Below are 21688 nucleotides of genomic sequence, written 5' to 3' on the forward strand. Positions count from 1 at the left end.
GGATGTACGGATATGAGTCTGGGCAACAGAGGTCGCGATCAATCGTTGGACGTCAACGGCAACCATTTCGCCTTGCGCATCTGGGGCAATGAAAGCGGCCACCCGGTGCTCGCCGTGCATGGCTGGCTGGACAACGCGGCATCGTTCGAGCGGATCGCGCCGCTGCTCGAGGAATGCTTCGTGGTGGCCCCGGACCTGGCCGGCCATGGGCGTTCCGAGCATCGCCGCGGTGACAGCGGCTACTACCTGTGGGAGCACGCCGACGACATGAACGCCCTGGTCGAAAGCCTGGGCTGGAAGCGCTTTTCGGTGTTGGGCCACTCCATGGGTACCGGCGTGGCGTCGATTCTGGCGGCGATGAACAAGTCGATCGATTGCATGGTGTTCATCGATGGAATGGGCGCGCCTTTTACCATCGCCGAGGAAGACACCGTCGAGCACCTGAAAAAGTCCCAGCGCCTGCTGCGCCTGGCCTTGCGCACCCGCCTGCATGGTTTTTCGGCGCCGCAGACGGCGCAGTTCGCAAGCCTTGAAGCGGCAATCAGCGAGCGGCGCAACAGCATCGACGGCGCCCTCTGCGCCGAGGGCGCGCGACTGTTGGCCATGCGCGATCTGCTCAGCGTCGGCGACGGTTACCGCTGGCGCCATGACCCGCGCCTGGTGCTGCCCGAAGCCATGCCACTGACCGAGCGCCAGGCCTGCGATTTCCTGCGCCAGATCACATGCCCGCTGCACCTGCTGCTCGGGCGCCAGGGGCTGTTTGCCGGTACCCCGTTCGATAAACGAAAAAACGCCTTGCCCTGGGCCACCCAGGTGCACTGGCACGATGGCGGTCATCATTTTCACCTGGAGGAGCCCACCACGGCCTTGATCGAGCAGATCAACGCCGCGCTGCTTCAACGTGAAGCGGGGCCGCGGCAACGATTAGTCAATGAGTAATGGAGTACACCCGTGAAAGAGTTCTGGATTGCACCGTCGATTCTGGCAGCCGATTTTGCCCGCCTTGGCGCTGAAGCCGAGCAGGTACTGGCCGCCGGTGCCGATGTCATCCATATCGATGTGATGGATAACCACTATGTGCCCAACCTGACCATGGGGCCGCAGTTCTGCAAGGCACTGCGCAGCCACGGGATTACCGCGCCGATCGATGTGCACCTGATGGTCACCCCGGTGGACGCGATGATCCAGGCCTTCGCCGAGGCCGGCGCCGACTACATCTCGATCCATCCCGAGGCCACCCTGCATCTGGACCGCTCGCTGCAGCTGATCAAGGACCTGGGGTGCAAGGCGGGCCTGGTGTTCAACCCGGCCAGTACCCTGGACGCCGCGAAATACGTGCTCGACAAGCTCGACCTGATCCTGCTGATGTCGGTCAATCCGGGCTTTGGCGGGCAGAAGTTCATCCCTTCGGTATTGCCCAAGATTGCCGCAGCGCGCAAGCTGATCGACGACAGTGGCCGGGCGATCCGTCTGGAGGTGGACGGCGGCGTCAACCTAGAAACCATCGGCCAGGTGGCTGCCGCCGGGGCCGACATGTTCGTCGCCGGAACAGCGATTTTTGCCCAGAGCGATTATCGCGCTACCATCGAGGCCTTGCGCCGCGAGATTGCCCACGCTTTGCCCAACCGCCACTGATAGGCGGTCTTTCCAACGATTCTCGCGAATCCAGTACGAGTTACCTGTCCTTGCACACTACAACCTTAATCAAGGCCTTGCTGCGTCAGCCGACAGCGCATACGCCGGTCTGGCTGATGCGCCAGGCCGGGCGCTACCTGCCCGAGTACCGTGAGCTGCGGGCCCGCGCCGGGTCATTCCTGAGCCTGGCGAAAACCCCGGACTTCGCTACCGAAGCCACCCTGCAACCGTTGCGCCGCTTCAACCTGGACGCGGCAATCGTGTTCTCCGACATCCTCACCGTGCCCGATGCCATGGGCCTGGGCCTGTACTTCGGCGCGGGCGAAGGCCCGCGTTTTCGTCATCCATTGCGTGACGAGCAGGCCATCAAGCGCCTGCGCGTGCCCGAGCCCGAAGCACTGGACTACCTGTACCAGACTGTCGCCCAGGCCCGCCGGGCGCTGGACCCCAAGGTGGCGCTGATCGGCTTTGCCGGCAGCCCCTGGACCCTGGCCTGTTACATGGTCGAAGGCGGTCCGCCGGGTGATTTCCAATTGATCAAGAAGATGCTCTACCGCCGCCCGGAACTGCTCCAGCGCATACTCCAGGTCACCAGCCAGGCAGTGGCGAGCAGCCTCAATGCGCAGATCGAGTCCGGCGCACAGGCAGTGATGATCTTCGACACCTGGGGCGGGGCCCTGGCCGATGGCGCCTACCAGCGTTTTTCGCTGTTCTATCTGCGCGAGGTGCTGGCGCGCCTGCACAAGACCCACCACGGCCAGCGGGTGCCGTCGATCCTCTACACCAAGGGCGGCAGCCCGTGGCTGGCCGAGATGGCCGACAGCGGCGCCGACGCCCTGAGCCTGGACTGGACCTGCGACCTGGGCATGGCCCGGCAGCTGGTGGGCAACAGCGTGGCTTTGCAGGGTAATCTCGACCCCAGCGTCTTGCTGGGCGATGAAGCCTGTATCCGCCGTGAAGTGCAGCGTACCTTGCAGGCCTTCGGGCCGCCGGCCGCGGGCTTTGGCCATGTGTTCAACCTGGGCCACGGGATCTCGCCGGCCACCTCGCCAGAGGCGGTGGCAACGCTGGTGAATGCCGTGCATGAATTCAGCCGTGTGCGCGGAGGTGCCTATGCTTGACCCGACCTTCGACTTCGACCGGATGTTGTGCTTCTCGTTGTACTCGACGGCCAACGCCATGGTCCGTGACTACGCCGAGCCGCTGAAGAAGCGCGGCGTGACCTACCCGCAACTGCTGGTGATGGCCGGGTTATGGGGCCAGGACGATGTCTCGATCAGCGCCCTGAGCGAGCTGACGCTGTTCGACCTCGGCACCCTGACGCCGATCGTCAAGCGCCTGGCCGACAACGGCTTCCTCACCGTCTACCTCGACCCCAATGACCGCCGCCGGCGCAACCTGCTGCTGACCGACAAGGGCCGCGAGCTCAAGGCCGAGGCCGCACAGGTGTTCAGCAACATGGCCTGCAAGATCGACCTGGGCGAGGGGGAGGTGGAACAGGTGCTGGATGTGTGCCACCGGATCCGGTCGCGGTTGCGCTGAAGCTGGCCTCATCGCGGGGCAAGCCCGCTCCCACAGGACCACACAACCTCTGTGGGAGCGGGCTTGCCCCGCGATGACTAGTTGCGCAAAAACTCCGGAGTATTGAAATTGCTCAGGCGCGGGTCTCCCTCGGCGCACTCCAGCGCCCGCACCGGATGCTGGCGCAAGGTGCGCTGCACGCCCCGATCCCCATCAGCCCAGGCCTGCTGAAAATCAGCGCGCAAGGCACGGGGAATCAGGCTGAACATCGGCTGCCAGTAACCACCCTGGCGAACCATCGCCGGTTGCTGCTGGTCATTGGCCAGGCTCATCAGCTCGAGTATCAACGCACTGTCGATCAACGGCGCGTCACAGGCCAGCACCAGCAGCCAGTCATGCCGTGCCACCGCCAGCCCCGCCAATACCCCGGCCAGGGGCCCGGGAAAGTCCGCTTCGGCATCCCCCACCAACTGGTCGGCATAGGGCCGGTAGCGGTCCTGGTTGCGGTTGCAGGAAATGATCAGGTCGTCGGTCAGGGGCCGCACCACGGCGTGGATGTGGGCGATCAGCGGTTGGCCCTGCCAGTCGAGCAGGCCCTTGTCCTGGCCGCCCATGCGCTGGCCGCGGCCACCGGCAAGGATGAGGATGGAGCAGGGGGGAGGGGCGGCGGGCATGGTCAGGGTTCCTGGCGGTATCAGCCGATCACCTTCCCATGCACGCCGCGGTCTGTCCAGATCAGCTGTCGCTGGCCACTGGCGCAGGCGTCTGGCCCCTGGCCCGGCGCTTGCCGGTCAGGCGCATCACCACGACAAAGAACACCGGCACGAACACCACCGCCAGGGTGGCGCTGAGCATGCCGCCGATCACCCCGGTACCGATTGCCTGCTGGCTGGCCGAGCTGGCACCGCTGGCTATCGCCAGGGGCACCACGCCGAGAATGAACGCCAGCGAGGTCATGACGATCGGCCGCAAGCGCAAACGCGCGGCCTTCACGGTGGCGTCGACCAGGTCGTGGCCTTCATCGACCAGGCTCTTGGCGAACTCGATGATGAGGATGGCGTTCTTCGCCGACAGACCGATCAGGGTGATCAGGCCGACCTTGAAGAACACATCATTGGGCATCCCGCGCAGGCTGACCGCAATCACCGCGCCAAGCACGCCCAGCGGCACCACCAGCAGTACCGAGGTCGGGATCGACCAGCTCTCGTACAGCGCCGCGAGGCACAGGAACACCACCAGCAGCGACAGGCCCATGAGGATCGGCGCCTGAGCCCCGGACAGGCGCTCCTGCAGCGACAATCCGGTCCATTCCAGGCCCATGCCCTGAGGCAGTTGATCGACCAGGCGCTGGATCTCGTTCATCGCCTCACCGGAGCTGTGGCCCGGTGCCGGCTCGCCCGACACGGCAATGGCCGGGTAGCCGTTATAGCGGGTCAGTTGCACGGGGCCGGTGATCCACTTGGCCTGGACGAACGCCGACAGGGGCACCATCTTGCCGTTGCTGTTGCGCACGTGAATCTTCAACAGGTCGTCGACCTGGCTGCGCTGGTCGCCTTCGGCCTGCACCACCACGCGCTGCATGCGCCCCTGGTTGGGGAAGTCGTTGACGTAGTTGGAGCCTACCGCGGTGTTGAGCACGTTGCCGATATCGGCAAACGATACGCCCAGGGCGTTGGCCTGTTTGCGGTCGACTTCCAGCTGCACCTGCGGGCTTTCGGCCAGGGCGCTTTCGCGTACGTTGACCAGCACCGGGCTCTTTTCGGCGGCGGCGAGCAACTGGTCACGCGCAGCCATCAGGCCGGCGTGGCCGAGGCCACCACGGTCCTGCAGGCGGAACTCGAAACCGCTGGAGGTACCCAGGCCATCCACCGGCGGTGGCAGCACCGAGTAGGCGATGGCGTCCTTGAGCTGGCTGAAGGCGGCGTTGGCGCGGTCGGCAATGGACTGGGCGCTGTCATCGCTACCGCGCTCGGACCAGTCCTTGAGGGTGGTGAACGCCAGCGCCGCGTTCTGGCCGTTGCCAGAGAAGCTGAAACCGAGAATCAGGGTGCTGTTGCCGACGCCAGGTTCCGTAGCGTTATGCGCCTCGATCTGCGCTGCCACCTGTTCGGTGCGGGCACGGCTGGCCCCCGGCGGCAGCTGGATGTCGGTAATGGTGTAACCCTGGTCTTCGGTGGGCAGGAACGAGGAGGGCAGTTGGCTGAAGCCGTACACCAGCCCGGCTACCAGCACCACGTACACCAGCAGATAGCGGCCGCTGCGCTTGAGCGCCTGGATGACCCAGCGCTGGTAGCCATTGGTCAGGCTTTCGAAGCGGCGGTTGAACCAGCCGAAGAAGCCGGTTTTCTCGTGGTGCGAGCCCTTGGCGATCGGCTTGAGCAGGGTCGCGCACAGGGCCGGGGTCAGGCTCAGGGCGAGGAACGCCGAGAACAGGATCGACACCGCCATCGACACCGAGAACTGCTGGTAGATCACCCCCACCGAGCCTTTCATGAAGGCCATCGGCAGGAACACCGCCACCAGCACCAGGGTGATGCCGACGATGGCGCCGCTGATCTGGCTCATGGCCTTTTTCGTCGCCTCGCGCGGCGCCAGGCCTTCCTCGCTCATGATCCGCTCGACGTTCTCCACCACGACGATGGCGTCGTCGACCAGGATACCGATGGCCAGGACCATGCCGAACAGGGTCAGCACGTTGACCGAGAAGCCCAGCGAGAGCATCACCGCGAAGGTCCCCATCAGCGCCACCGGCACCACCAGGGTCGGGATCAGGGTGTAGCGGATGTTCTGCAGGAACAGGAACATCACCGCGAACACCAGGGCCATGGCTTCGAGCAGGGTGGTGATGACCTGCTGGATCGAGACCTTGACGAACGGCGAGGTGTCGTAGGGGATGTCGAACTTGGCCCCCGGCGGCAGGTAGCGCGACAGCTCGTTGAGCTTGGCTTGCACCAGGGTCGCGGTTTCCATGGCGTTGGCACCGGGCGACAGCTGCACGCTGAAGGCGCTGGTCGGCTTGCCGTTGAGGCGGGTGCCGTACTGGTATTCCTGGCTGCCGATCTCGACCCGGGCGACATCGCCGATGGTCACGGTCGAGCCATCCGGGTTGGCGCGCAGGACGATGTCCTTGAACTCCTGCACGGTGCTCAACTGGCCCTTGATCACCACGTTGGCGGTGATTTCCTGAGTGCCGGTACCCGGCAGATCGCCAATGCTGCCTGGCGCCACCTGGGCGTTCTGCGCCGCGATCGCGTCGTTGACGTCATCCGGGGTCAGGTTGAAGCCAATCAGCTTGGCCGGGTCGATCCAGATGCGCATGGCCCGTTCCGAACCATACAGCTGCGCCTTGCCGACACCCTTGAGGCGGCGGATCTCGTTCATCACGTTCCGGGCGAGAAAGTCGCTCAGGGTCACTTCGTCGAGGCTGCCGTCCATGGCGGTGAGGGTCACCATCAGCAGGAAGCCGGTGGAGACTTTCTCCACCTGCAGGCCTTGCTGGGTGACCGGGCGCGGCAGGCGCGACTCGACCACTTTCAGGCGGTTCTGCACGTCGACCTGGGCCAGGTCCGGGTTGGTGCCCGGCTCGAAGGTGGCGGTGATGGTGGCGCTGCCCAGGCTGCTTTGCGAGCTGAAGTAGAGCAGGTTGTCGGCACCGTTGAGCTCTTCCTCGATCAGGCTGACCACGCTGTCGTCGATGGTCTGCGCCGAGGCGCCCGGGTACACGGCGTAGATTTCCACCTGCGGCGGCGCCACGTCGGGGTACTGGGCCACCGGCAACTGCGGGATGGCCAGGGCGCCGGCAAGCAGGATGAACAAGGCGACCACCCAGGCGAAGACCGGGCGGTCAATGAAAAACTGCGGCATGAATCAGGCCCTCACTGGCCGTTGGACTGAACGATGGGGAGGGCGTCCTTGCCCGCGTTATCGACCTCTACCTGGTCGCCGGCGCTGATGTGCTGCAGGCCTTCGACCACCACCCGGTCACCGGGGGCCAGGCCGTCGCTGACGATCCAGCGGTCTTCCTGCACGCTGCCCAGGACCACCGAACGCTCGCTGATGCGTTGTTCGGCATCCACCAGCATTACCTTCGGATTGCCGGCGCTGTCACGCAGGATGGCCCGCTGCGGCACACTGATGCCTAGCTGCTTGACCGCCTGCTCCAGGCGCACGCGGATGAAGCTGCCCGGCAACAGGTCGAGGTCCGGGTTGGGGAACTCGCTGCGCAGGGTGATCTGCCCGGTGCTCGGGTCGACGCTGATGTCCGAGAACAACAGCTTGCCCGGCAGCGGGTAGGGGGTGCCGTCGTCCTGGATCAGCGTTGCGCTGGCCTGGTCCTGGCCCACCTGCTGCAGCTCACCTGCACGCAAGGCGCGGCGCAGGGCATTGAGCTCGCGGGTCGACTGGGTAACGTCGGCATGGATCGGGTCCAGTTGCTGGATGGTTGCCAGCGGCGTGGTTTCGTTCTGTCCCACCAGGGCGCCTTCGGTGACCAGGGCACGGCCGATGCGTCCGGAAATCGGCGCGGTGACGGTGGCGTAGCCCAGGTTGAGCTTGGCCCGCTCCAGGGCGGCCTTGGCTGCGGCGACATCGGCGTCGGCCTGCAGGAAGGCGGCGCGGGCGTTGTCATGCTCCTGGCGGCTGATCGCATTGATACCGATCAGTTCGCGATAGCGCTGGTCCTGCAAGCGGGCCTGGAACAGCGTGGCTTCGGCGCGGGCCAGGCTTGCGCGGGCGCTGTCGAAGTCGGCCTGGAACGGCGCCGGGTCGATGCGAAACAGCACATCGCCCTGTTTGATGTCGCTGCCTTCACGGTACACGCGCTTGAGCACCACGCCTGCGACCCGCGCGCGCACCTCGGCGGTCCGTGGGGCCAGGATGCGGCCATTGAGCTCGGTGGTGATCGCCAGCGGCTGGACGCGCACGGTCTCGACCTTGACTGCGCTTGGCGGGGCCTTTTCTTCGGCAGGCGATTTATCGTCGCAGGCGCTCAGGGCGAAGGTGATCAACAACAGCGGCACCAGGGCGCGCAGACGGACGGGACTTGTACTGGACATGCGGATCTTCCGAAAATGACCCGGCAATGCTAAGGCAGGCGACCGACGGGCAACAGTTAAGCTGTGTAGGCCATATGTAAAAAAGTGTGAAGCTTTACCCAGCGAGCGCTTGAGCTCTTATATCCTGCCTGACTTTCCCAGCCTGTCAAACTACCCATGCCCAATATTCTCCTGGTCGAAGATGACTGCGCCCTGTCCGAACTGATCGCCAGCTACCTGCAGCGCAACGACTTCAGCGTCAGCGTGATTGCCCGTGGCGATCATGTCCTGGCCGAAGCCCGGCGCAACAAGCCGGACCTGGTGATCCTCGACCTGATGCTGCCGGGCCTCGATGGCCTGCAGGTATGCCGCTTGCTGCGCGCTGAGTCCCAGGCCCTGCCGATCCTGATGCTGACCGCCCGCGATGACAGCCACGACCAGGTGCTGGGCCTGGAAATGGGCGCCGACGACTACGTGACCAAACCTTGCGAGCCGCGGGTGCTGCTGGCCCGGGTGCGCACCTTGCTGCGCCGCAGTTGCATCAACGAACCGCGACTTGAGAGCGACCTGATCGTGGTCGGAGGCCTGCGCATCGACCTGGCCGAGCGCAACGTGTTCTGGCGCGAACAGCCGGTGGAGCTGTCCAGCGGCGAGTTCAACCTGCTGGTGGTGCTGGCGCGCAATGCCGGCGTGGTGCTCAGCCGCGACCGCATCCTCCAGCAATTGCGCGGCATCGAGTTCAACGGCACCGACCGCTCGGTGGACGTGGCGATTTCCAAGTTGCGGCGCAAGTTTGACGACAGCGCCGGCGAAGCGCGCAAGATCAAGACCGTGTGGGGCAAGGGCTACTTGTTCAGCCGCGTCGAGTGGGAGTTCTAGCGGCCCATGCTGAAGATCCTCATCCGCCTGTACCTGATCACCATCGTTGCCTATGCCGGGGCGATCTTCCTGATCCCGGATGCCATCGTCGGCGCCTTTCACCAGCGCTTCATCGCCTACAACCTCGACCAGGCGCGGGGCGTGCAGCGGTTGATCGTCAAGCAGTTCGAGCAGGTGCCGCCCAGTGAATGGCCGGCCAAGGCCAGGGAGCTGGCGGCGGATTTCGCGCCGCTGCAGATCGAGTTGCGCCGCCAGGATCAGATCGGCCTGTCGTACGAGGAGCGTGACCGTCTCAACGCCGGCCAGAACGTCGTGCGCCTGGGGGATTGGGGCTATTACGAAACCGCCCTGGCGCCGCTGGACGACACCTGGCTGGTGGAGCTGAGCAACCCGCCCGACCCGCTGGACATCAGCCTGCTGTCCTGGGTAGTGACCGTCCTGATTGGCGCCGCCCTGCTCGGTTGCCTGCTGTTCTGGGTCTGGCCGCACTGGCGCGACCTCGAACGGCTCAAGGAAACCGCCCGACGCCTGGGCCAGGGCCAGTTGTCGGAGCGCACCCATATTCCGCCGCGCTCGAACATCGGCGAACTGGCCCAGGTGTTCGACACCATGGCCCAGGACGTCGAGCGCCTGCTGACCCAGCAGCGCGAGCTGCTCAATGCCGTGTCCCATGAACTGCGCACGCCACTGACCCGCCTGGACTTCGGCCTGGTGCTGCTGTTCGACGAGGTGCCGCCGAACTGCCGCAAGCGCCTGCTGGAACTGGTCGGGCATGTGCGCGAGCTGGATGAACTGGTGCTTGAACTGCTGTCCTACAGCCGCCTGCAGAACGTCGATCAGGCCCGCGAGCGGGTCGAGGTGTCGCTGCTGGAACTGGTCGACAGCATCCTCGGCAGCTTTGCCGAGGAACTCGATGGCCGCGGCATCGAGTGGCAGGTGCGCGCCGACGACAACCTGCCGCGTTTCATCCTCGACCCGCGCCTGACCGCCCGCGCTTTACAGAACCTGGTGCGCAACGCCATGCGCTACTGCGACGGGCAGATCCTCCTGCGCCTGAGCCTCGACCCCCAGGGCCATTGCCTGCTGACCGTGGAGGATAACGGCATCGGCATCCCCCACGACCAGCGCGAGCTGATCTTCCAGCCGTTCTACCGCCTGGACCGCAGCCGCGACCGCACCACCGGCGGCTTCGGCCTGGGCCTGGCGATCAGCCGCCGGGCCATTGAAGGCCAGGGTGGCACGCTGACGGTGGGGCAGTCGGCGCTGGGTGGCGCGCAGTTCAAGATCAGGCTGCCACGCGGTTGATGGGATGTCCTGGCCTCAGTGTGGAACAAGGGTTGCTTGCGCAGTGACGATATCGATGCTCGCGGGCAGGGCGTCCAGGTAACCCTGGCGTACCAATGGAGCCAGGCGTGAGCTGCCGAGGCCATCCTGCCACCAGACCCGCAGCTTGAGGCTGGCCAGTTGCTCGAGCCAGCGGGCGTTGACTGCCGGGCTCAGGCGTCCGGCACTGAAAGCGCTGATATGCAGGGGCGCATCGAGGCGGCGGTTGAAGGCCTGCAACTGGGTGTATAGCGCCTGGCGGCGATCAGCACTGTGAAAGTGCAGGTCGTCTACCGTCATCGGTAGGTACCAGCCTGTAACAGGCAGTTGCCACTGTTCGCGCACTTTGCGTTGCTGGGCCAGGGACTTGCCCAGCTGGGTTTGCCAGTAAGCCATCAGGCCGACACCGTCCAGTTCGTCGATGTGCTGATCGTAGGCCGCGTCCCGGTACAGCCCCAGCACCAACTGCAGGCCTTGTTCGTGGGCCAGGCGCAAGGTGTTGGCCAGCCATCCCTGGGCGCCCCCGAAGTCGTTGGCGCCGTAGGCGCTCCATTGCACGATCAGGGTCTTGCCGCCCTGGGCCGCGGCGGCTTTCCACAGTGTGCGCCATTGCGCCTGGCTCAGCTGCGCGTCGCGCTCCAGCGGTTGGTAGAACAGGTGTTCGTCAGCCGTTGCCGACAGGCTCAGGGCGAACAGCAGCACAGCGATCAAGCGGCGCATCAAATGGTCAACTCCGCACCCAGCAACAGGCCGTTGGCATGTTCATAAAGATTGCCGCCCAGCGATTGCTGGTATTCGGCGCGTACTTTCAGCGAGCCGCGATAGGCGTTGTAGCGGTCATCGTCGAACCACCACTGCCAGCGCAGGCCCAGACCCGTGCGCAGGTCCTGTCGCCAGTCGTTGCTCGGGTCCTGGCTTGAGAACTCGAGAAAACCGTACGGCATCAGGGTTTGCGCCGTGTCGCTGGGCAGCTTCCAGGTGTGCCCGCGCTGGTAGCGCGACAGCCATTGGTGATCGCCTGCGCGGGTCCACCAGGCGGCGTCGTGGTAAAGGAAGCGCTCGTCCCACTCGTCCTCGTCAGCCCGCCAGTCGTTGCGCCATTTGCCCTGGTCAAGGAACGAGGCGGTCGCGCGCAGCAGCAGGTCGTTACTCGTTTCGGCGTGGCCGCGCAGGTCGCCATAGTTGTCGCCGACCTTGCTCGGGCTGATCAACTGGCCGAGGGTCAGGCCGCCGTACTGGGCATCGTCGATCTGGCGCTGGTGATAAAGCTCGCTGTACAGGTTGATGTTGCGGGTACCGAAGGGCTTGTAGCGCAGGCCGACACCGGTGCCCATGCTGTGCGCGTAGTCGGTGCGGCCAGTGCCTGCGAACAGCACCCGGCCATAGACCGAAAGCGTCCTGCCGTTGCGACTCGGCTCGTCGCCCAGAGCGTGATCCCACATCGCCATTTGCACGTTCTGCGAGGTGCCACGGCGCTCTTTGCGGTCATCGCGAACGTTGTCGTTGGTCGGCATCCCGGCGGGTGCCCAGGTGCTTGCCAGGGTAATACTGTCGCGCCGCGACAATGCCTCGTGAACCCGGCGCTGATGGTACGTGCGCGCGGCCAGGCTGCCGAACACCTGGTCACCGTCGACCAGTTCCTGTTCGACATCCAGTACCCGGCGCAGCGCCTTGCGTGCAGCGCGGTTGTTTTCCACTTCGACATAACGCCAGGCCAGGGCTTCGCCGATCCGGTAGTCCTCGGGAAGGGCGCGGGTGGCGCGCTCAAGGTAGGGGATCGAGCGGGCTCGGGTCGCTTGATCTTCGGCGCCTGCCAGGCGCATGCCGTAGTCGGCGCTGTAGCGCGGCTGCTGCGGTGCCAGGCGCACGGCTTCGGCGAGCCAGGCGGTGCTTTGCTGCAGGTGGCCAGATTGCGCTGCGGTTACCGCTGCGGCGTAGTAACGATCGGCGCGGGGCTGCTGCTTGAGGACCTGGCGCTGGTAGTCCATGGCATCCTGCTCCTGGAGTTCGCGCTGGGCGATGGCGGCGCCTAGCGCCCAGTCATCGGCCGTTACAGGCGTTGCCTGTTTCCAATAGGTGTGCGCCAGGTAAGAATTGTCGGCATTCAGCGCACTGCGCGCGGCAGTAAGGCGGGCGCTGGCGGTCCACTCGCTGTCGGCCAGGCTTTTCCAGATCGCCAAGGCGGCAATGGAATCACCCGAGGCTTCCAGGGCTTGGGCCAGCGGCAGGCGGCTGCCGCTGTCGCCGAGGTCTTCGGCGGCCTGGTAGTAGACCACCGCTTCACCGGGGCGCTCGGGCATGGCGCAGTCGCCCAGGGCGCGCAACTGACTGACGTCGACAGGGTAAGCGGGCGTTGTCTGACGCAGTTGCTCGCACGGGCCGCTGTCGGCCAGGCTGGGAGCGGCGTAAAACCACAGCAGGACGCTGGCCAGTTGCATCGGCCCACGCAGGTGCTGGTTGATAGAGTGATGACTGACCCGCTTAGGTAGCGCGGCATCGTCCTGATGCATGTCGAGAACCGCGAGCATGAGCCGGGTCTCCTCCTTCTGCCAAGGGGCTGGGATAGGGGGGTTGCAAGCCGAGAGGCGCAGCAGGGTAATCAATTTGTGCGCGAGTTTGAACGGATTTAATTCGGTGCGGAGCAAATAGCGCTGCCCAGCCAATCCAGAAACGCCCGCAGCGCAGGCTCGCGCTCGCGGCCCGGCAACCACACCGCGCTGTACTGCGCGGCCGGCAAGCGCACCTCCGCGCGCCACGGTTGCAGCAAACCCTGGCGCACGCTGTCGGCCACCAGCACGTTGCTGGCCAGCACCAACCCATAGCCGGCAGCGGCCGCCTGCAGGGCATGGTGCTCATCGTCATAGTGATGAAAACGCGCCCGCTGCAGCCAGTCTTCACACCCGGCCAATGCACACCAGCGGGCCCAGTCGATGACCACGCCACTGACCGAAACCCACGGCACCTCGATCAACGACAGGGGCAGATTGGCAGGCAGCGGCTGCCAGCCGGGCGGGGTGTATACCGAGAAATGCTCGGCCAGCAACGGCAACCGCTGCAACGTCGGGTCAGGATTGAATTCGGCACGCAAGGCCAGGTCGAAACGGTGCTCGCGCTGCAGGTCGACCACCTCGCTGCCGGTCAGCACCCGCACTTGAATGTCAGCGTGGCGGCGATGGAAATCACCCAGCCGCGGGATCAGCCACGCGCTGGCAAAGGCCGCGGTAGTGGTCAAGGTCAGTTGCTGGCGATCGCACGGCGGTTGCAGGGCATCGACGCTGCGCTGCAGGTTGGCCAGGCCCTGGTGCACCTGCAGGTACAGACGCTCGCCGGCTTCGCTGAGCCTGACACCTTGGCTGCTGCGCTCGAACAGCAGCAGGCCGAGGTGCGACTCCAGGCGTTTGATCTGGTGCGACACCGCCGCCGGGGTGACCGCCAGTTCGTCGCTGGCAGCCTTGAAGCCGCCCAGGCGGGCCGCCGATTCGAAGGTGCGCAGGGCAGTCAGGGGCAGTTTGGCGAACACGGTGCTCAAGCCAATTGAGGGAGGCTCAATTTAGCTCAATTGAACCGGCGCCTCAACGCGGCTAGGGTGGGGCTTCATTGACGCTCAGGGAGCCGGACATGCAAGGCAAGGCGCGCAAGATCGTCCAGGCCATTCTCTACGAAACCATCGCCGTGCTGTGCGTGGCGCCGGTCTTGTCCTGGGCCTTCGATGCCGGCATGGCCCACTCCACGGTGCTGTCGCTGATTCTCTCGGCGGTGGCCCTGGCCTGGAACATGTTCTACAACTGGGCGTTCGAGTACTGGGAGGCGCGCCAGGCCCAACGCCAGCGCACGCTGTGGCGGCGTTTTCTCCACGCGCTGGGCTTTGAAGGCGGGCTGGTGCTGATCCTCTTGCCGGTGGTGGCCGGCTGGCTGCAGATAAGCCTGTGGGCGGCGCTGTTGACCAACCTGGCGCTGTTCGTGTTCTTCTTCGGCTATGCCTTTGTCTTCCAGTGGGCCTTCGACCGGGTGTTCGATGTGCCCGATTCTGCGCGTGAGCCGGCTTGACTTTGCCCGGGCGGCTGCGCTAGTTTCGTGGGCATGAACACATTCCTGCAGTCGTCTCAGCACAGCATTATTACCGCCATTATCGTTTTGGCGGGCTAGCTGACACTTGCACCGAACCCGCCCTGGAGGCGGGTTCTTTCTCTCTCTCCTGGGCACTTAAAAAAACCAGGAGTCACCGATGACCAGCCTTGCCGTTAGCCCCCGTACACCGTCCGCGCCGCTGAGCCTGCTGTCCGACTACGTGCGGCGCATTCTTGCGGCCCCGGTTTACGACCTGGCGATCGAAACGCCCCTGCAAGCGGCGCCGGCCCTGTCGCGCAGCCTGGGCAACCAGGTGCTGCTCAAGCGGGAAGACCTGCAACCGACCTTTTCCTTCAAGATCCGCGGTGCCTATACCCGCCTCAGTCGCCTGAGCCCGGCCCAGCGCCAGCGCGGGGTGATCACCGCTTCGGCCGGCAACCATGCCCAGGGTGTCGCCCTGGCGGCTCGCGAGCTGGGCATGCGCGCCACCATCGTTATGCCGACCACCACCCCTGAACTCAAGGTTGAAGGCGTGCGTTCGCGCGGTGGCCAGGTGGTGTTGCACGGCGAAAGCTTCCCCCACGCCCTGGCCCATGCCCTGAAGCTGGCCGACAGCGAAGGCGCGACCTTCGTGCCGCCGTTCGACGACCCGGACGTGATCGCCGGCCAAGGCACCGTGGCCATGGAGATCCTCCGCCAGCAACCGGGCGAGCTGGATGCGATCTTCGTGCCGGTCGGTGGCGGCGGCTTGATCGCCGGCATCGCTGCCTACGTCAAATACCTGCGCCCCGAGGTCAAGGTGATCGGCGTCGAGCCGCATGATTCCAACTGTCTGCAGGCCGCTATGGCCGCCGGCGAGCGGGTGGTGCTGGCCCAGGTCGGCAGCTTTGCCGAGGGCGTGGCGGTGGCGCAGATCGGCGCGCATTGCTTTGAGCTGTGCCGCCACTATGTCGACGAGGTCATCACCGTCAGCAGCGATGAGCTGTGCGCGGCAATCAAGGACATCTACGACGACACCCGTTCGATCACCGAGCCGTCCGGTGCCCTGGCGGTGGCCGGGATCAAGAAGTACGTGGCCCGCGAAGGCGTGCAGGGCCAGACCCTGGTGGCCATCGACTCCGGTGCCAATGTCAACTTCGACCGCCTGCGTCATGTGGCCGAGCGGGCGGAACTTGGCGAGCAGCGCGAAGCGATCATCGCCGTGACCATCCCCGAGCAGCCGGGCAGCTTTCGCGCCTTTTGCCAGGCCCTGGGCAAGCGCCAGATCACCGAGTTCAACTACCGCTACTACCCGGGCAAAGAGGCGCGGCTGTTCGTTGGCGTGCAGACCCATCCGCAAACCGACCCGCGCGACAAGCTGCTGGCCAGCCTGCGCGAGCAGGGCTACACGGTGCTCGATCTGACCGACAACGAACTGGCCAAGCTGCATGTGCGCCACACCGTGGGCGGGCATGCCGGGCCGGGGGCGGACGAGCGCGTGCTGCGCTTTGAATTCCCCGAGCGTCCGGGGGCTTTGCTGGGCTTTCTCGAGCGCCTGGGCAAACGCTGGAACATCAGCCTGTTCCACTATCGCAACCACGGCGCCGCCGAGGCGCGGGTGTTTGCCGCCCTGGAAGTGCCGCAGGACGAACAGGCCAGCCTGCCCGAGGCGCTGGACGCCATGGGCTACCGCTACTGGGACGAAAGCGACAACCCGGCCTACCGGCTGTTCCTCGGCTGACTCAGATCAACACGGAGCAGGGCAGACAGGCGGATCCTCAAGGCAAAGGTACATTGCATGAGGATCTCGCCATGAGCAGCACGTTTTTCATCCCCGCCGTCAACATCATGGGCATCGATTGCCTCGAAGAGGCGATGGCTGCCATTGCCGGATACGGCCTGCGCAAGGCCCTGATCGTCACCGACGCGGGCCTGGCCAAGGCCGGGATTGCCGAGCGCATTGCCGAAATGCTGGCGATGCGCGACATCGACTCGGCGATCTTCGATGGCGCCAAGCCCAACCCGAGCATCGCCAACGTCGAGCAGGGCCTGGCGCTGTTGCAACGCGAGCGTTGCGACTGCGTGATCTCCCTGGGCGGTGGCTCGCCCCATGACTGCGCCAAGGGCATTGCCCTGTGCGCCACCAACGGCGGGCATATCCGTGACTACGAAGGGGTTGATCAGTCGGCCAAGCCGCAGTTGCCGTTGATTGCCATCAACACCACGGCCGGTACGGCCAGCGAAATGACCCGTTTCTGCATCATCACCGACGAAGCGCGCCACGTGAAAATGGCCATCGTCGACCGCAACGTCACGCCACTGCTGTCGGTCAACGACCCGGCCCTGATGGTCGGCATGCCCAAGGGCCTGACGGCGGCCACCGGCATGGATGCGCTGACCCACGCCATTGAAGCCTACGTCTCGACGGCCGCCACGCCGATCACCGATGCCTGCGCCATCAAGGCCATCGAGCTGATCAGCGCCAACCTGCGCCAGGCCGTGGCCGACGGCAGCGACCTCAAGGCCCGGGAGAACATGGCCTACGCCCAGTTCCTCGCCGGCATGGCCTTCAACAATGCCTCCCTGGGTTACGTGCATGCCATGGCCCACCAGTTGGGCGGTTTCTATGACTTGCCCCATGGTGTCTGCAATGCGGTGCTGTTGCCCCATGTGCAACGCTTCAACGCCAGCGTCAGTGCGGCGCGCTTGCGTGATGTGGCCAAGGCCATGGGCGTGGAGGTCGGCGCCATGAATGCCGAGCAGGGCAGCGCTGCGGCCTTGGCGGCGATCGAGAACCTGTCGCGGGCCATTGATATCCCGGCGGGGTTGGCGGTGCTGGGGGCGAAGGAGGCGGACATTCCGACGTTGGCCAGCAATGCCCTGAAGGACGCCTGCGGCCTGACCAACCCGCGGGTGGCCAGTCAGGGGGAGATCGAGGCGATCTTCAAGGCAGCTTTTTGATCTGATGTACTAGCAAGGCGTTGCCTTGCATCGCTGGCAAGCCAGCTCCCACACCGAACCTGTGGGAGCTGGCTTGCCAGCGATGGGCTGCGCAGCAGCCCGCAGATATTCAGACCACCAACGACAGCAGCATGATAAAGATGATCCCGACCACCGACAGGATGGTCTCCATCATGCTCCAGGTCTTGAAGGTCTCGGCCACGGTCATGTTGAAGTACTGCTTCACCAGCCAGAAGCCGGCATCGTTGACGTGCGACAGAATCAACGATCCCGCGCCGGTCGCCAGCACCAGCAACTCACGGTTGACCCCCGGCATCATGCCGATCACCGGCGCGACGATCCCGGCCCCGGTGATGGTTGCCACCGTCGCCGAGCCCGTGGCGATACGAATCACCGCCGCCACCAGCCAGGCCAGCATGATCGGTGAAATCTCGGCCTGCACGGCCATCTGCCCGATCACATTACCCACGCCGGTATCCACCAGCATCTGCTTGAAGCCACCACCGGCACCGACGATCAGGATAATCGCCGCGGTGGGCGCAAGGCTTTGATCGAGCAGCTTCATGATCTGCTGCCGGGAAAACCCGCGCGCCGCGCCAAAGGTGTAGAACGCCAGCAGCAGGGCCGCAAGCAGGGCGCTGATCGGGTGGCCGATCAGGTCCATCCACTGACGGACGATATGCTCGGCCGGCAGTACCACGTCGGCGAAGGTTTTCAGCAGCATCAGGAACACCGGCAGCAGCACGGTGATCAGGGTGATGCTGAAGCTTGGCAGGTTCTGCTGGTCGGACTCGCGGGCGATCTGGTCCATCAGTTCCTTGTTCGGATTGCCCGGGATGTACTTGGAGATGAAGTTACCGTACAGGGGACCTGCGATGATCGCCGTGGGCAGGGCGACGATCAGCCCGTAGAAAATGGTCTTGCCGATGTCGGCATTGAAGATGCCGATGGCCAGCAGCGGCCCCGGGTGCGGCGGCACCAGCCCGTGGACCACCGACAACCCGGCCAGCAGCGGAATGCCGATCTTGATCAGCGACACCCCGGAACGCCGGGCGACGATGAACACCAATGGAATCAGCAATACGAAGCCGATTTCGAAGAACAGCGGAATGCCCACCAGGAAGGCGGCGAACATCATTGCCCAGTGCACTTTCTGTTTGCCGAAAGCGCGGATCAGCGTCTGGGCGATCTGGTCGGCGCCGCCAGAGTCGGCCATCAGCTTGCCGAGCATGGTGCCCAGGGCCAGGACGATGCCGACAAAGCCGAGCACGCCGCCGAAACCGTCCTGGAACGATTTCATCACCTTGGCCACCGGCATGCCGGAGGTCAGGCCGAGAAAGCCGGCGGCCAGGGTCAGGGCGACAAAAGGGTGGACCTTGAAGTGGGTAATCAGCAGCACCAGGCCGATGATGGTGACGACTGCATCGAGCAGCAGGTAGGTATCAGTTGCCAAACCAAACATGGTTCAGTGCCTCGTATTGTCATTTTTGTGGGCGGAACATTTGCAGCGTTTACGGGTCGAGACAGCGCTATCTTGGGTGAGCCGAGAAAACAGCCAGGGTCAGGCCGTTCGCGCCAGCAGCGGTTCACCGCAGGGCTTTAGCCACTGGTCTACCTCGATGGCCAGCTTGTCCACCGGTAGGGTGGCGTCCAGGGGCAGGGTCAGCGGCTCGCCATGAGGCGGTTCGAGGGCGGCGAACTGGCTTTCGATCAGGCTGGCGGGCATGAAGTGGCCGGGGCGGGCCAGTACCCGGCGTTCGGCTTCTTGCGGGGTGAGTTCGAGGAACACGAAGCCCAGGTCCGGCACGGCGTGGCGCAGGGCATCGCGGTAGCGCTTCTTCAGCGCCGAGCACGTGAGGATCGGCCGTGCGCCGCTTTTGAGGGTGCGTTGCAGTTCTTCACCGAGGAGGATCAACCAGCCAGCGCGGTCGTCGTCGTCCAGGGGAATGCCGGCGCTCATTTTCTGGATGTTGGCAGCAGGGTGAAAGGCATCGCCTTCGATCAGGCGGCCGCCGCTATGGCTGGCGATGGCGGCACCGACGCAGCTCTTGCCGCAGCCAGCTACGCCCATTACCACGATTGCGGACAAGGGGGGATTCATCGGTACCTCCTGCAGGGCAAGATAGCGCTATCTTGAAGCGAGACGGCTAATGTCTCGAGCGCTTCCCACCCAGATGTTATTGATCTTGTAAAAGCAGTCTGGATGCTCATTCCTGGGCTCATGCAGTTTTGCATTGCCTGTGGTCTGAGACAGCGCTACCTTAGTGCCCGTTCCCCATTCTTTGCAAGTCGAAAATAAAACCTGTCATGACCCGCATCGGCTCCCGTACTACCGGTCGTCCCACCCTGGCTGAAGTGGCCAGGCTTTCCGGGGTTTCCCCGATTACTGCTTCGCGTGCGTTGCGCGGGGTCAGCACGGTGGCACCGGAGCTGGTCGAGAAGGTCCAGGTCGCCGCCGCCAGCCTTGGCTACGTGGCCAACCCGGCAGCACGGGCACTGGCCTCGGCACAAAGCCAATCGATCGTGGTATTGATCCCGTCGTTGTCCAACCACCTGTTCATCGACACCCTGGAGGCCATCCACGAGGTGATGCGGCCCCGTGGGCTTGAGGTGCTGATCGGTAACTATCACTACGATATCGCCGAAGAAGAGAACCTGATCCGCAACTACCTGGCCTACCAGCCGCGTGGCATCCTGCTCACCGGTTTTGATCGCAGCGACGTGGCCAAGCAGATGCTGGCCGCCAGCGGCGTGCCCTGTGTGCACATGATGGAGCTGGGCGGTGAGGCCCAGGCCATGTCGGTGGGTTTCTCTCAGCAAGAAGCGGGCAGGGCGGCGGCGCGGCATCTGCTTGAGCGCGGCTGCAAGCGCCCGGGCTTCATCGCCGCGCAGCTTGATCCGCGGGTAATGCAGCGCGCCGAGGGCTTTCGCCAGGCCCTTGCCGAGGCCGGTATGGATGCCCACGCCCGGGAAATGCTGGCGCCGCAGCCTTCGTCAATCGGCCTGGGTGGTGAGCTGTTCGCGCAGTTGCTGCAGCGCCATGCCGACGTCGACGGCATCTTCTTCTGCAACGACGACCTGGCCCAGGGCGCCATTCTCGAAGCCCTGCGCCAGGGCATCAAAGTGCCGCAGCAAGTGGCGATGGTCGGGTTCAACGACTTGCCTGCCTCGGCGCACATGGTCCCGCGCCTGACCTCGATTCGCACCCCGCGCGCCGCCATTGGCCGTTGCGCCGCGCAGGCGCTGTTGGGCCTGCTCGATGGCAAACGTGGGCAAGTGCAAAGCCAGGACCTGGGCTTTGAGCTGATGGTTCGCGAAAGCAGCTGAAACCGCCAGTCGGCGGGCGTTGCACGGTGATGTCATAGTGCTTGCATGGCGCCAATCGCCATCTATGCTCAGCAAATCCCGAGCATGGAGTGTTGCAAAATGTTTGATTTGCATCGTAAGTCCGATCTGGCTGAAATCGAGCGTTGCACCCAGGCCTTGGGCCATATGACTGCCAAGTTGGCGGCGATCAGCCGCTCGATGGCGATGATCGAGTTCAGCCCCGACGGGATCATCCTCGACGCCAACGAGCACTTCTGCAAGACCATGGGCTACGGCGTCGAAGAGATTCGCGGCAAGCACCATCGGATGTTCTGCGACGAAGCCTTCAGCAAGAGCGAGGAGTACCGCCAGCTATGGCGCGATTTGGGTCGTGGTGAAGCGCGCAGCGGCACCTTTGCCCGTGTTGACAAGCGGGGCCGCGAAGTCTGGCTCGAGGCCAGCTACATGCCGGTGCTGGGTGCCCAGCAACAGGTCACCAGCGTGATCAAGGTCGCCTCCGATATCACCCAGCGGGTGCAGCACGAGCACGAGACCGAAAGCCTGATCAACGCGATCAGCCGCTCCATGGCGATGGTCGCGTTCACTCCGGATGGCAAGGTTATCGAAGCCAACCAGAATTTCCTCGACACCATGCATTACCGCCTCGACGAAGTGGTCGGCAAGCACCACAGCCTGTTCTGCCACAAAAGCGAAAGCGAGTCAGCGGCCTACAAGGCATTCTGGGCGTCGCTCAACCGTGGCGAGTACCATTCCCACCGTTTTGAACGGATCAACAAACTGGGGCAGATGGTCTACCTGGAGGCTTCCTACAACCCGATCTTCGACACCCGTGGGCGCCTGTACAAGGTGGTCAAGTTCGCCAGCGATATCACCCGCCAGGTCAGCACCCAGCAGACCGCCGCCGAATCGGCCCACGCCACCTCGGTGCAGAACGACGCCTGCGCACGCAAAGGCTCGCAGGT

Annotated in this window: 17 protein-coding genes and 2 pseudogenes; 11 read left to right on the top strand and 8 right to left on the bottom strand. The window is 64.7% G+C overall.

The genetic code is table 11. The annotated features are described in order from the left end of the window. The first annotated feature begins 12 nt into the window (after nt 1–12). The 4 genes from CCOS864_RS11825 to CCOS864_RS11840 are packed head-to-tail and all read left to right on the top strand — an operon-like array spanning nt 13 to nt 3177. Nucleotides 13–939, top strand: coding sequence for an alpha/beta fold hydrolase (locus CCOS864_RS11825; RefSeq protein ID WP_115086473.1), 927 nt, complete (start codon nt 13–15; stop codon nt 937–939). A gap of 12 nt (nt 940–951) precedes the next feature. Then, nucleotides 952–1635 carry a ribulose-phosphate 3-epimerase gene (gene rpe, locus CCOS864_RS11830; RefSeq protein WP_115086474.1) on the top strand — a complete coding sequence of 228 codons (684 nt, stop codon included), beginning with the start codon at nt 952–954 and terminating at the stop codon, nt 1633–1635. Nucleotides 1636–1679: 44 nt separating this feature from the next. Then, nucleotides 1680–2756 carry a uroporphyrinogen decarboxylase gene (hemE, locus tag CCOS864_RS11835; protein ID WP_115087102.1) on the top strand — a complete coding sequence of 359 codons (1077 nt, stop codon included), beginning with the start codon at nt 1680–1682 and terminating at the stop codon, nt 2754–2756. Continuing rightward, nucleotides 2749–3177 (top strand): MarR family winged helix-turn-helix transcriptional regulator, encoded by a 429-nt coding sequence (locus CCOS864_RS11840; RefSeq protein ID WP_115086475.1) that lies wholly within the window; start codon nt 2749–2751, stop codon nt 3175–3177. Before hemE ends, CCOS864_RS11840 begins: the two co-directional genes overlap by 8 nt. Before the next feature lie 77 nt (nt 3178–3254). Here the strand turns inward: CCOS864_RS11840 and mobA are convergent, their stop codons facing one another. The 3 genes from mobA to CCOS864_RS11855 form a co-directional block, all read right to left on the bottom strand. Continuing rightward, nucleotides 3255–3830, bottom strand: coding sequence for a molybdenum cofactor guanylyltransferase MobA (mobA, locus tag CCOS864_RS11845; protein WP_115086476.1), 576 nt, complete (start codon nt 3828–3830; stop codon nt 3255–3257). 61 nt (nt 3831–3891) lie between these two features. Next, the gene (locus CCOS864_RS11850) at nt 3892–7020 is read right to left on the bottom strand and encodes an efflux RND transporter permease subunit (protein ID WP_115086477.1); all 3129 of its coding nucleotides are present in this window, start codon (nt 7018–7020) and stop codon (nt 3892–3894) included. 11 nt (nt 7021–7031) lie between these two features. Next, the gene (locus tag CCOS864_RS11855) at nt 7032–8210 is read right to left on the bottom strand and encodes an efflux RND transporter periplasmic adaptor subunit (protein WP_115086478.1); all 1179 of its coding nucleotides are present in this window, start codon (nt 8208–8210) and stop codon (nt 7032–7034) included. Nucleotides 8211–8366: 156 nt separating this feature from the next. On the opposite strand from CCOS864_RS11855, the gene CCOS864_RS11860 reads away from it, so the two are divergent. Next, nucleotides 8367–9068, top strand: a complete 702-nt coding sequence (locus CCOS864_RS11860) for a response regulator (protein ID WP_115086479.1) — start codon at nt 8367–8369, stop codon at nt 9066–9068. A 6-nt stretch (nt 9069–9074) separates the two neighbouring features. Continuing rightward, the gene (locus CCOS864_RS11865) at nt 9075–10373 is read left to right on the top strand and encodes an ATP-binding protein (RefSeq protein ID WP_115086480.1); all 1299 of its coding nucleotides are present in this window, start codon (nt 9075–9077) and stop codon (nt 10371–10373) included. Nucleotides 10374–10388: 15 nt separating this feature from the next. On the opposite strand, the gene CCOS864_RS11870 is transcribed toward CCOS864_RS11865, so the two are convergent. From CCOS864_RS11870 to CCOS864_RS11880, 3 genes and pseudogenes are all read right to left on the bottom strand, one after another. Further along, complete coding sequence (locus CCOS864_RS11870) at nt 10389–11111, bottom strand: DUF4434 domain-containing protein (protein ID WP_115086481.1); 723 nt, start codon at nt 11109–11111, stop codon at nt 10389–10391. Then, nucleotides 11111–12784: pseudogene (locus CCOS864_RS11875) on the bottom strand (NfrA family protein); the annotation flags it as partial. The gene CCOS864_RS11870 and the pseudogene CCOS864_RS11875, both read right to left, overlap by 1 nt. Before the next feature lie 233 nt (nt 12785–13017). Continuing rightward, on the bottom strand, nt 13018–13911 hold the full coding sequence (locus CCOS864_RS11880; protein WP_167458884.1) for a LysR substrate-binding domain-containing protein: 894 nt from the start codon (nt 13909–13911) through the stop codon (nt 13018–13020). Nucleotides 13912–14009: 98 nt separating this feature from the next. On the opposite strand from CCOS864_RS11880, the gene CCOS864_RS11885 reads away from it, so the two are divergent. The 3 genes from CCOS864_RS11885 to yiaY all read left to right on the top strand — a co-directional run bounded on the left by CCOS864_RS11885 (nt 14010) and on the right by yiaY (nt 17399). Continuing rightward, nucleotides 14010–14438, top strand: coding sequence for a PACE efflux transporter (locus CCOS864_RS11885; RefSeq protein WP_115086484.1), 429 nt, complete (start codon nt 14010–14012; stop codon nt 14436–14438). A 178-nt stretch (nt 14439–14616) separates the two neighbouring features. After that, a complete protein-coding gene (gene ilvA, locus CCOS864_RS11890; protein ID WP_115086485.1) occupies nt 14617–16179 on the top strand; it encodes a threonine ammonia-lyase, biosynthetic in 1563 nt (520 codons plus the stop codon). 71 nt (nt 16180–16250) lie between these two features. After that, nucleotides 16251–17399, top strand: a complete 1149-nt coding sequence (gene yiaY, locus CCOS864_RS11895; RefSeq protein ID WP_115086486.1) for an L-threonine dehydrogenase — start codon at nt 16251–16253, stop codon at nt 17397–17399. Nucleotides 17400–17508: 109 nt separating this feature from the next. Here the strand turns inward: yiaY and CCOS864_RS11900 are convergent, their stop codons facing one another. Together CCOS864_RS11900 and CCOS864_RS11905 are read right to left on the bottom strand one after the other, a co-directional pair. Continuing rightward, complete coding sequence (locus CCOS864_RS11900; protein WP_038995015.1) at nt 17509–18861, bottom strand: GntP family permease; 1353 nt, start codon at nt 18859–18861, stop codon at nt 17509–17511. A 99-nt stretch (nt 18862–18960) separates the two neighbouring features. Next, entirely contained in the window at nt 18961–19500 is a 540-nt protein-coding gene (locus CCOS864_RS11905; RefSeq protein ID WP_115086487.1) for a gluconokinase, read from the bottom strand. Between the two features lie 206 nt (nt 19501–19706). Between CCOS864_RS11905 and gntR the strand changes: the two genes are divergently transcribed. Next, a complete protein-coding gene (gene gntR, locus CCOS864_RS11910; RefSeq protein ID WP_115086488.1) occupies nt 19707–20726 on the top strand; it encodes an HTH-type transcriptional regulator GntR in 1020 nt (339 codons plus the stop codon). A gap of 198 nt (nt 20727–20924) precedes the next feature. After that, a pseudogene (locus CCOS864_RS28745) lies at nt 20925–21608 on the top strand (PAS domain-containing protein); the annotation flags it as partial. Nucleotides 21609–21688: the final 80 nt, after the last annotated feature.

Origin of the sequence: Pseudomonas wadenswilerensis, from assembly GCF_900497695.1 — a bacterium.
In the GTDB taxonomy this organism is placed as follows: domain Bacteria; phylum Pseudomonadota; class Gammaproteobacteria; order Pseudomonadales; family Pseudomonadaceae; genus Aquipseudomonas; species Aquipseudomonas wadenswilerensis.

What these genes read in the sequence shown, in the direction of transcription:
- CCOS864_RS11825 (WP_115086473.1), top strand. Translation starts at nt 13, where the DNA reads ATGAGTCTGGGCAACAGAGGTCGCGATCAATCGTTGGACGTCAACGGC.
- CCOS864_RS11840 (WP_115086475.1), top strand. Translation starts at nt 2,749, where the DNA reads ATGCTTGACCCGACCTTCGACTTCGACCGGATGTTGTGCTTCTCGTTG.
- mobA (WP_115086476.1), bottom strand. Translation starts at nt 3,830, where the DNA reads ATGCCCGCCGCCCCTCCCCCCTGCTCCATCCTCATCCTTGCCGGTGGC.
- CCOS864_RS11850 (WP_115086477.1), bottom strand. Translation starts at nt 7,020, where the DNA reads ATGCCGCAGTTTTTCATTGACCGCCCGGTCTTCGCCTGGGTGGTCGCC.
- CCOS864_RS11855 (WP_115086478.1), bottom strand. Translation starts at nt 8,210, where the DNA reads ATGTCCAGTACAAGTCCCGTCCGTCTGCGCGCCCTGGTGCCGCTGTTG.
- CCOS864_RS11860 (WP_115086479.1), top strand. Translation starts at nt 8,367, where the DNA reads ATGCCCAATATTCTCCTGGTCGAAGATGACTGCGCCCTGTCCGAACTG.
- CCOS864_RS11865 (WP_115086480.1), top strand. Translation starts at nt 9,075, where the DNA reads ATGCTGAAGATCCTCATCCGCCTGTACCTGATCACCATCGTTGCCTAT.
- CCOS864_RS11870 (WP_115086481.1), bottom strand. Translation starts at nt 11,111, where the DNA reads ATGCGCCGCTTGATCGCTGTGCTGCTGTTCGCCCTGAGCCTGTCGGCA.
- CCOS864_RS11885 (WP_115086484.1), top strand. Translation starts at nt 14,010, where the DNA reads ATGCAAGGCAAGGCGCGCAAGATCGTCCAGGCCATTCTCTACGAAACC.
- ilvA (WP_115086485.1), top strand. Translation starts at nt 14,617, where the DNA reads ATGACCAGCCTTGCCGTTAGCCCCCGTACACCGTCCGCGCCGCTGAGC.
- yiaY (WP_115086486.1), top strand. Translation starts at nt 16,251, where the DNA reads ATGAGCAGCACGTTTTTCATCCCCGCCGTCAACATCATGGGCATCGAT.
- CCOS864_RS11900 (WP_038995015.1), bottom strand. Translation starts at nt 18,861, where the DNA reads ATGTTTGGTTTGGCAACTGATACCTACCTGCTGCTCGATGCAGTCGTC.
- CCOS864_RS11905 (WP_115086487.1), bottom strand. Translation starts at nt 19,500, where the DNA reads ATGAATCCCCCCTTGTCCGCAATCGTGGTAATGGGCGTAGCTGGCTGC.
- gntR (WP_115086488.1), top strand. Translation starts at nt 19,707, where the DNA reads ATGACCCGCATCGGCTCCCGTACTACCGGTCGTCCCACCCTGGCTGAA.